At 27.0% G+C, this 2,901-nt stretch carries 1 protein-coding gene; it reads left to right on the top strand.

What is annotated here, in order from left to right; genetic code table 4:
- On the top strand, window positions 1–2,901 hold a 2,901-nt coding region (locus NW238_RS03575; protein ID WP_258451850.1), incomplete at both ends, for a hypothetical protein.

The raw sequence follows: 2,901 nt of genomic DNA, 5'->3' as shown, positions 1-2,901 counted from the left end.
CGGTTCAATTACAAGCGATGATATTATTTTTATCTACAAAGGTAAAAATATTAATCCAGACGATTACGTTCTTGATAATATTTCATATGATTTAATTAATACAAAAAATGATAAGAAAATAGCAAGAGTTAAATTTTTATTAAAAACAAAATTAAATGACAAGGACTATAAATCAAATTTTGAATTTACTGGATTTAAAACAGCCGAAGATGATTTATTTAGTGACGAAGTCAAGACAAAAGGTAACTCAAGCTTAACTGCAGCTGAATTTGTTCGAAACATGCAACAAAAAGCAACATATGATGAATTATTAAATAATTTAAACAACAGTAATGAATATAACTACGAATTTAGTGACTTCAGTGTCGACGCTAAAGAAAACGTTAAATTTAATGTAAAAATTACCTATAAAAAAGATTTAAATGATGTGGCACAACGTGAATTTACAATTCCGTCTGAAATGTTTTTGCCTCAAACAACACGCAACGAAGAATTGGCAAATAATTATAAAAAACTTAGTGACCAAGTTGCGGTATGGATGGATGAACATTTAAAAAACCCTAAATATTTAACAAAAATTACAAATCCTTTAAAAAATGTTAAACAAATCCAAGATCAAAGGGCATTACCAAATAAACAACAACCGCCTGTTGAAACTATAATTTTAGATGCTCATAAAAAACTTTATGAAGCATTTGAAACTGCAAAACTAAATAAAGCTAAATTCGATCTTAATGATAAGGAAGTTGAATTACATGATTTTGATGTAAATAATTTAGCTAACAATGCTTTAGCACATAAAATTATTAACGACGCACTAGATAACTATTCTCTAAAAAATATCAATGACAAAGATCAAAAAAATATTGATGTTTATAATGAATATATCAAAAACCTTGATAAAGCTTTGGAATTAGCAAAAACTATTAATACAGCAAAAAACAATTACGATTTAGAATATCTTAATCGTTATGATGAAAGTCATTTTGGTCTTGATGAAAAATCCAAAAATGAATATAACAATAAAGCAAAAGAAATAGTCAATAAATTAAATAACAAATTAAATTCAAATCCTTCAAATGATGAAATAATTAATGCTTACATCAGCGCTCAAAACGAATTAGTTAAATTAAAAAATATTTTCAAAGATAATCGTACAAGAGTCATAAACGATTATGAATCTGCTCTTAAAGTACTGAATAATTCAAAAGATTTAATGAATAATATTGACAAATATGCAAAATTACAAAACGACACCGTGAATGTTGTAATTCAAAGCAACAAAAGCGTTGATAAAGAAAATAATTACAACGCAACCACATTAGAAAATATCATTGCAAAAACTAATGAATTAAATGAATTTAACTCTTCATTGAGTGGAAAGAAACAAGAACTAGATCAAGCGTTTGAAAACTATTCACAAGCCCTAACAACCGCAAACGAATTAAAACAAAAACCTAAATATGCCGATGTTAAAGCTGAAGTTGAAAAATGAATTAATGATGTAACTAAACAAATTCAAGAACATGTTACAAATAAAACTAATGATGTTGAAACATACAATAATGCAGAAAAAGCACTTGAGGCTGTTTTGGTTCAAACTGCTAAAGCAAGATTTAATGTTATAAAATCAAACGCAAATAAAGTTGTAAATAACAGAATTAACAGCTTTGAACAAATAAATAACTCATTAGATGATTTAATTCAAGAACTAGATACCAAGGTTATTACTTCACAAGACCCTAAAGTAATTGATTCTTTCTGTGAACAATTGCAAAAAGCTAGTGATGTAGCATCCAAACAAGAGGAATTTGCTCAAAAATACAATGATATTATTAAACCTGCTGCTCAATACAACAATATCAAAAATGCAACCATTGAAGCAATGAAATCTCTTAAAGATGATGCATTGAGTTCAACTGATATAGATCAAATCAAAAAAGATATTGATGCTTTAGCAACAAATCAATATGTCTATAAAATTAATAAAGCTATTGAAAAACACAATGCTGTTAATGAAAAGATTGAAGAATTAAATTCAGCAAAAGAAAATGAGTTAAATTCTTACAATGAAGCCAAAAAAATTATTGAAGATGCTGTATCTAAATTTAATAATGATACTATTGTTTCAGATACAATATCTTCTGAAGTTTCAGATAAAAATGCATTAAATACCAATAATTATGACAATGTTATCGAAAAGCTAAACACTGCTTTAACAGACGCAAACAAAGTTAAAGAAGCTAATAAAAAATACAATGATGAACTAAAAGGCCAATTGACTGAATCAGATTTTACTGGATATCCAGATGCTAAAAATAAATATGACAAAGCTGTTAAAACTGCTAAAGATAAATTAGCCCAAGCATTAGCCCAAGCCAAATTAAATCCCGAAGAAATTATTAAGGCTTATAATACTGCTCAACAAGCTCTCGTAAACGCCAAAGCTGGTGTCGAAAAAAATAAAGCAATTGAAGATTATAATAACCAAGTTTCAAAATTGAATGCATTAAAAGGCGAATTATCTACAACAAACAATGCTAAAAAACAACATGATAATTTAACCAATAACATTGATAAAGCAATTGAAAAATCAAAATTACAATTAAACTATGCTTCTAATTTTGAAAATACAGACATTAAACAAATCACTGATGAAATTGCTAAAATAAAACAATTCACCAAAAACACCGAAGCTAAAAAATTAACTGTTGATGAAGCGGTAACTAATTATGATTCAACATTAGCTCAAATTAATAATTTAATTTCAAAAGATATTGATGCTGAAAAAGACGCTATTGCCCAAAAAGCTAAATTAGCAGTCAAAACTAGATTAAATGAAGAAATTAAAAAGGCACAAGATATAATTGATGCTGTTAATCAAAATAATTTCACAACACC

This window comes from Mycoplasma zalophidermidis (assembly GCF_024742155.1).
GTDB lineage: Bacteria > Bacillota_I > Bacilli_A > Mycoplasmatales > Metamycoplasmataceae > Mycoplasmopsis > Mycoplasmopsis zalophidermidis.
This window is presented reverse-complemented; position numbering and strand designations above follow the sequence as displayed.